This window comes from Paenibacillus sp. N119s (assembly GCF_059447605.1).
On the sequence record NZ_JCAJRU010000239.1, the window covers coordinates 1 to 7,326 of the forward strand.

The window sequence follows — 7,326 nt, forward strand, 5'->3', positions numbered from 1 at the left end:
TCTCCATTAAAGACCAACCGAAGTTGGTTTATCGAAAGAGCGATTAGCTCATTTGAAACTGACGAGATAAAATATCTCTTGTTCGCTTCCATTTCATACAACCAGATGGCTTGTACCAAAATTTCAGCGTTGGATTTTGTAAACAAAATCCGTACTCACTCGTTGTTCAGTTTTCAAAGATCAAACCTGCATAATCTTTCATTTTGTTTTGTTTCTTCACCGCATCTCAGCGGCGACTTAAATAATATATCATAATTCCATCATCTTTGCAACACTTTTTTTCAAGAAAATTTTTTGATCAATTCTACTTTGTTTTCGTGTCACTAACTATCTTGTAAAAGACAACTATAGTAATGTATCACATTACCATGCTAATTAGCAATATCTTTTTAGTTTTATTCTTTTACAATTACTTCCTTTAAACAAAGAGACTATCATTCCCAACTAGCAGAATAACAGCCTCTTTTAGATTCATCCCTTCGCCTTACGACTAACAAATCAGGACACTCCTAATGTTTATCTCCTTTTATTTATTTACGTCAGTCATTAATCCATGGATTTTGACGGGCACGAGCACTATAGGATGAAGAACGGGATCTTCCTCCAGTCGATTTGCGGGATTTATGCTTCTTAACCGCAACATGTTCGCTTGCAACTTTGGCTTTAGCTGTTTCCTCTTTGGAAGTATTACTAGAGGTGTCTTTTGATTTACCTTTAGAAGCGCTATCGTCTTTTTTGGCAGAAGAAGTTACTTCATTTTGAGATGAAACAGTCAAATTGTTACCTACCTCTTGCGTTCCTGTAGAGGCTGGTACCGATTCGGCATCCCCTTCCCGGCCCCCACAGTCTGGCATAAACATATAGGGCGTTGTATATCCCTCTAATGGATACATAGGTGCATTTCCATGTACGAACGGATGGTACGGGTGATTTGCGGTGTGTTGACCTACTGGTTGGCTATAGTCCGACACGTACCCATTTGTAGGCAAACTATATTGTGATCCTCCCCACGCGTGGCCCCACTGGGTACCCTGGACTGCATTCTCTGGTTGCTGCTGCGGGCCCCCTTGATGGATAAATGGAGGATAGACAGGATAGGATGTATTTTCAGACGCTTCATGACCTGAATAAAACCCCGGGGTGCAGCAGCAATCTGAATATGCGGGATAAGGTGTAGGATGAGCATGTATGGGTGCTGTTTGCATTGGTCCCCAGCACCATGGATGCTCACAGTCATGATGATAGCCCTGATCAGCAACTGCAGTGGGAGAAGCATGCTCTGCAAAGGAAGTATTTACAGGAGCATTCCCCCAATTCTGAGGAGACCCAATACCCGGATACCACGTGTTTGGCATTGCATTTGTTGGCAGACTGTAATCAAATGCTGGTTGCTGTAATGGCCATGAGGAATTTTCCATCGGCTTCGAGCTTGTGCAGCCACAGAATTTTTCAGCTACGGGTTGCTTCTCGATATGAACTGGAAGCTGCGATTTAGGCGCAATCGGTTGGGTAACTATCGGTTGCATTTGTTGAGGTGGGGCAGGTTGAGTAATTATAGGCTGAAATTGAGGTGGAGCAGGATTTGCGGGCGCTATATTCACAGGCGCCATATTCACGGGTGCCATATTCACGGGTGCCGTATTCACGGGTGCCGTATTCACGGGTGCCATATTCACAGGTGCCATAGGAACTTCAGGCAGTTTTAATTCAGGAAGTTTAGGGGGATTCGCCGTTTCTTTCGGTTGCGTCATCTCTTCTTTAGGGATAGGCATATTCTCCGGTTTAGGCTGCGTTAATTCCGCCTTGGGCTGGGTAAGTTCCTCTTTGGTTGGGGATTCAGGTTTAGGCTGTGTCATCTCTTCTTTAGGGTTAGGTATATTCTCTGGTTTAGGCTGTGTCATTTCTTCCTTGACTTCAGTATTTTTTTTGTTCACAGAAGGTTCAGATGCGTTTTCTGTGTAGTGTGGAATATTAACTGTTTCTCCAACCAGAAGTGCATTGGGGTTTTTAAGCTGGGAATTGGCATCAATGATTATCTTCAGCGGTACATTCCACGCCTTAGATAACTTCCACAACGTATCTCCTTGCTTAACTTTGTGTTGATAGACCGTTGACGGCTGTGTTTCCATCGTAACAGGTTCTGTCGGAATTTTAATTTTCTCGCCGATGCTCAACTGATTAGGATCTGCCAATTGGGGATTGGCGGCAATAACTTTCTCCAGTGTCACATTATACTTCTGTGCCAGTAAGTACAGAGTGTCACCTTTTTTGACGATGTGTATTTTCACAGGCCACAAACCTCCTAGACTTTCGTTCGGGCGGGATAAACGCCCGGCTTCTGTTATTACATCCTATGCACCTCCCGGGCGAATGACCCCATACAAACAAAAAAATCCTCTCAACCGAATACTCTTACAAGCATTCAGTCAAAAGGATCTTGTATTATTTTAGTCCTGCCACACTTTATAGCCATCCTGATCTACAATCTTTCGGAACTCAGCCAGCAGCTGCAAAGTCACTGGGCCAGCAACGCCGGAGCCGATCGTACGACCATCCACTTCATAAGCTGCAATCACTTCTGCCGCGGTTCCCGTAAAAAACACCTCGTCCGCAACATATACATCATGCAATGTAAATGGTTGCTCTTTAAGCGAATATCCAAGTTTGGCGCACAAATCAATGATAGCATTACGAGTAATCCCCTCAAGCGCTCCCAAATAGCAAGGTGGTGTATACAACACTCCATTTTTGACAATAAAAATGTTGTCAGCAGAACCTTCCGTCACATATCCTTGAGAATTGAGCATAATAGCCTCGCCTACACCAGCATAGTTAGACTGGATTTTCACCAGGATATTGTTGAGGTAGTTCAATGATTTAATCTTCGGATTCAAAGCATCCGGGATGTTGCGACGCTGAGAGACAGAGATTGTCTTTAAGCCAGTCAAGTAAGCTTCTTCTGGATAAATAGCAAGCTGCTCGACGATAATGATGACACTTGCCTTCGCACAACGAAGAGGATCTAAACCTAGATTTCCGGCACCACGGGATACAACCAGCCGGATATATCCATTACGCATGTCGTTAAGACGAATCGTTTCAGCCATTGCTTCCAGCATTTCGTCAGGAGACAATGGAATGTTCAACTGAATAGATTTCGCAGAATCATACAGACGCTCTAAGTGCTCCTTACATTTAAAAATATTGCCGTTATAAATACGAATACCCTCAAATATACCGTCTCCGTACAAGAATCCATGATCATATACGGAAACCTTTGCGTTCTCCTTAGTCACATGCTGTCCATCCAGATAGATCCATTGTTCTGCCATTACAACCACACCTCCGATTAATGTTCGTTCAAGATAGGTTCGATCGCTGCCTCAACATACTTGTAGCTTGGATAAGAGCCCAGAATGCGTACATGACACCCCAAAGCTTCGATCTCTGCAAAGGCTGCCGGAAGCAAAACGGATTGCAGAGATTCCAGAACTTCAATGTAAAAATAATAATTCCCCAATTGCTTTTTGGTCGGACGCGATTCAATACGAGACAGATTTAACCTGCGCCATGCAAAGGCAGATAAAACCTGATGCAGCGCTCCCGGGAAATCCTGTGGCGGCGTGACCAGAATACTGGTTCGCTGGCCTTCTGGCGTACGCGGGAACCTTACAGGTTGATGTCCGATCAATACAAAGCGGGTAAAGTTGTTATCGTGATCCGTCACTTTACTGGCCAAAATGTCCAATCCGTGTTTGGCAGCCGCAAGCTTGGTCCCAAGAGCAGTCCAACTTTTACCTGGGTTATGTTTAACAATTTCGACGGCTTCTGCCGTACTTCCTGCACTCTCCAGCTCGGCTTGAGGTGCGAAAGCTTGTATGAATTCTTTACATTGGGGAAGTGCTACAGGATGGGACATAATTTTGACCACTTTGCTCAAATCAAGCTTGTCCTGATCCCCGAGAAATTCACTACGATGTCCAATAAGATTTTGAATTGAAGGATATACCCATTCCGCCTGCATTGGAATGTCTACCTCATGTACAAGCCAGTCCATATGCAAACTTACAGAGCCATCAATCGTATTTTCTATAGGAATTACACTATAGTCCGCCTGTCCCTTGTCTATTGCCTGAAATACGTCTGCTATATGCTTGTAAAACAGTAGTTCACAGGGTGTATCTCCTAACAAATATTTAATCGCTTCATGAGAGACAGTTCCCTCAGGAAGAAGTGCAATTCGTATCATATCGTAAGTTCCCCTTTAATCATATCCATAAAAGGGTGTGTATTCCCTTCCGTATATACTTTAACCCCTTCACTCTCCGGGCGCAATTTTAAAACAGCCGCAGTGATTCCCTCTTTTTTCATTGTCTCCGTTAAATACTGCTCAAGCTCTGCTTTACGATTTTCCCGTTGATCCGTCAATGCCAACAACGTAGGTCCAGCACCGCTAAGAGCCACTCCCAATGCACCATATTGGTGCGCATCCTGTAAGATTTCTGTCATACCCGGCACAAGTGCCGCACGATAAGGCTGGTGAAGCTGATCACGCATCGCTTCGGCGATTAGTTCTGTTCGACCCGAAGCCAGTGCCGCTACCAGCATTGAAGCATGGCTTATATTATATACAGCATCCTTCAAGGATACATGGGCGGGCAGGACCTCTCTGGCCTTCGACGTGGACAGTTGAAAATCTGGAATAACTACCATAACTTCCAGATTAGCGTCTGGTTCAATCCGTAAGTGCTTGGCATGCTTGCCATCCCATACAGCAGTAATAATACCGCCAAACAAAGAGGCCCCTACATTGTCCGGATGTTTTTCAATAGCGCTTGCCATGTCAAATAGCTTGGAATCCGACAAAGGCGAGCCAATCAGCGTATTAGCTGCCACCAGCGCACCTATAATGGCGGAAGCGCTGCTGCCCAAACCACGGGTAAGCGGAATGTCCGAATACATCGAAATTTCCAGCTCAGGAACAGATACACCTGCTTCACGAAAAACCGTTTGTGCTACCTTGTAAATCAAATTGGTTTTATCTTGGGGAACGCCATTCATTTGGTCTCCGTATAGATGGAAAACTGTCTGCTCGGCCTCTTTCAATTCAATCCATGCGTATAGAGACAATGCCATGCCTAATGTATCAAAGCCGGGGCCTAGGTTGGCCGTACTTGCAGGCACGCGCACTCTTGCTGTTTTCAAAACGGTCATACAGATGATTCCTCCTGCTTTTATTGACTATCCCTCTACTCGGTATACACTCTTGATGCGGCGAATCACGTCCAAAGTTTCAAAATGTTCCAAGACCTTTTTCATACTTGCTTTACTAGCTAAATGAGTCACGATAATAATCTCAGCATCGGGATTAGTCTCATTCGGTTGCTGCACGACAGATGCCAAACTAACATTGAATTCAGCAAATACCTGCGTAATTTGTGCCAACACCCCTGCTTTATCATCTACGTGTAAAAGCACGAAATTTTTGAAATATACGTCTTCGTCATTGCAAATTTTTTTAGGATTGTAGGGTACGATTGCTTTAAGCCCATTTACGCCGAGTTTGAGATTTTTCACCACAGCTACCAGATCAGCCACAACAGATGTAGCTGTCGGCATTTCGCCTGCACCTGCACCATAAAACATGGTTTCTCCCACTGCTTCACCATGTACATAAACAGCGTTGAATACCCCGTTCACCGAAGCCAATGGATGTTGCTTGCGCACCATTGTCGGCTGAACATTAATCGTAAACTCATCACCTTGGCGCTCTGCAATACCTAGCAATTTCATTTCATATCCTAGTTTTTTAGCAAACGCAATATCTTCACTGGTTACCTTTGAAATGCCGCTCACGCTTACATCCTTGAGCTCTACATTAGAGCGGAAACCGAGGGTTCCCAATATTGCCATCTTACGAGCCGCATCCAATCCTTCGACATCTGAGGTCGGATCAGATTCTGCATATCCAAGCTCTTGCGCTTCCTTAAGAACCTCCTCGTACGAGGCTCCTTCCTGACTCATTTTAGTTAAAATAAAGTTTGTTGTACCGTTCACAATCCCCATAATGCGGGTAATACGGTCAGAGGAGAACCCTTCAATGAGTGTACGAATGATCGGGATACCACCTGCCACACTAGCCTCATAAAAGATATCACATTGTTTTTCCTGTGCTTTTGCCAACACTTCAGAACCGTGCAATGCCATTAAGTCCTTATTGGCCGTTACAATGTGTTTGCCTCTCTCCAGCGCTTCGAGAATGTACTCCTTCGTCTGATCGATCCCACCCATGACTTCGATAATCACATCAATTTCAGGGTCTCGAATGACTTCCCATGGATCCTCAGTAAGTTTGGCGTTGTCCACTTCTATGGAACGATACTTATCTACGTTTTTTACAGCTATTTTTTCAATGATGATCGGTGAACCCACTTGTCTGCTCAAGTCTTCCTGATTGCCCTCTACGATTCGAACAACTCCCGTACCTACCGTCCCCAAGCCTAACAATCCTACTTTGACCGGTTTCATCCATTCCCCTCCTGCAAACTTTTTATCTAGTGAACTGTATCGTTCAGCCTTGCCCAATCAGGCGGACCCGCTTGACCCCAGGAATGCTTTCCAAGCCCTCCAGCAAAACACCCAACTCATCACTAAGTCTGGACATTTCGACTGAGATGACTACGTTGGCTCTGCCTTGCAGTGGAATACTTTGCTGGATCGTCAGCACATTACCTCCATAATCCGCCACTCTGCCGAGTACTCTGGACAGCATGCCTGATTGATGGTCCAAATCAATAGAGATATTGACAATTCGCTCACGCTCCAACTGGTTAACCAGATGTATGCCATCTTTATATTTGTAAAAGGCGCTTCGGCTTAGCCCAACTTGCTCCACGGCATCATGCACGGTTTTAACATCTCCCGAAGCCAGCAGCTGTTTTACCTGTATGGTCTTAACAATAGCTTCAGGCAAAATATCTTCCCGTACCAAGTAATAGCGCTCTTTCAAGAACGTCCTCTCCTCAAAGACTTATGTTTTTGTATAGAGGACATTATATCGAAACTCATGAAAATCAGCAAGCTAACAATACAAAAAACGGCTACTGTCTTCTATAGAATTTTCTATAGTGCAGTAACCGTTCAGGTTTTAAAGCTTTATTAAAATTTTAGTAGTAGCTGCTGCCTTCTACGAATTCGAACTCGAAATCAGCAATACGGACAGATGTACCATCTGTGGCCCCACGCTTACGCAGCTCAGCATCCACACCCATGTGACGCAACGTTCTTGCTAATTTTAAAATGGCATCATGCGAATTCATCTGCATG

7 protein-coding genes are annotated in these 7,326 nt (G+C 44.5%); all 7 read right to left on the minus strand.

The genetic code is table 11. From position 1 onward, the window contains the following. Window positions 1-539: 539 nt before the first annotated feature. A complete protein-coding gene (locus AC5V8P_RS21220; RefSeq protein ID WP_064797486.1) occupies window positions 540-2,288 on the minus strand; it encodes a LysM peptidoglycan-binding domain-containing protein in 1,749 nt (582 codons plus the stop codon). A gap of 159 nt (window positions 2,289-2,447) precedes the next feature. Continuing rightward, entirely contained in the window at window positions 2,448-3,332 is an 885-nt protein-coding gene (gene ilvE, locus AC5V8P_RS21225; RefSeq protein ID WP_063212798.1) for a branched-chain-amino-acid transaminase, read from the minus strand. A 17-nt stretch (window positions 3,333-3,349) separates the two neighbouring features. Further along, window positions 3,350-4,249 carry a prephenate dehydratase gene (gene pheA / locus AC5V8P_RS21230; RefSeq protein ID WP_063212797.1) on the minus strand — a complete coding sequence of 300 codons (900 nt, stop codon included), beginning with the start codon at window positions 4,247-4,249 and terminating at the stop codon, window positions 3,350-3,352. Next, complete coding sequence (thrB, locus tag AC5V8P_RS21235) at window positions 4,246-5,214, minus strand: homoserine kinase (RefSeq protein WP_063212796.1); 969 nt, start codon at window positions 5,212-5,214, stop codon at window positions 4,246-4,248. Before thrB ends, pheA begins: the two co-directional genes overlap by 4 nt. A gap of 27 nt (window positions 5,215-5,241) precedes the next feature. After that, the gene (locus AC5V8P_RS21240) at window positions 5,242-6,528 is read right to left on the minus strand and encodes a homoserine dehydrogenase (protein ID WP_063212795.1); all 1,287 of its coding nucleotides are present in this window, start codon (window positions 6,526-6,528) and stop codon (window positions 5,242-5,244) included. 43 nt (window positions 6,529-6,571) lie between these two features. Beyond that, window positions 6,572-7,009, minus strand: coding sequence for an ACT domain-containing protein (locus AC5V8P_RS21245; RefSeq protein WP_063212794.1), 438 nt, complete (start codon window positions 7,007-7,009; stop codon window positions 6,572-6,574). 157 nt (window positions 7,010-7,166) lie between these two features. Next, a partial coding sequence (gene cgtA / locus AC5V8P_RS21250) for an Obg family GTPase CgtA (protein ID WP_495473836.1) occupies window positions 7,167-7,326 on the minus strand: 160 nt, incomplete at its 5' end.

Coding starts and splice junctions, on each gene's coding strand:
- AC5V8P_RS21240 (WP_063212795.1), bottom strand. CDS start 6,528: ATGAAACCGGTCAAAGTAGGATTGTTAGGCTTGGGGACGGTAGGTACG.
- pheA (WP_063212797.1), bottom strand. CDS start 4,249: ATGATACGAATTGCACTTCTTCCTGAGGGAACTGTCTCTCATGAAGCG.
- ilvE (WP_063212798.1), bottom strand. CDS start 3,332: ATGGCAGAACAATGGATCTATCTGGATGGACAGCATGTGACTAAGGAG.
- thrB (WP_063212796.1), bottom strand. CDS start 5,214: ATGACCGTTTTGAAAACAGCAAGAGTGCGCGTGCCTGCAAGTACGGCC.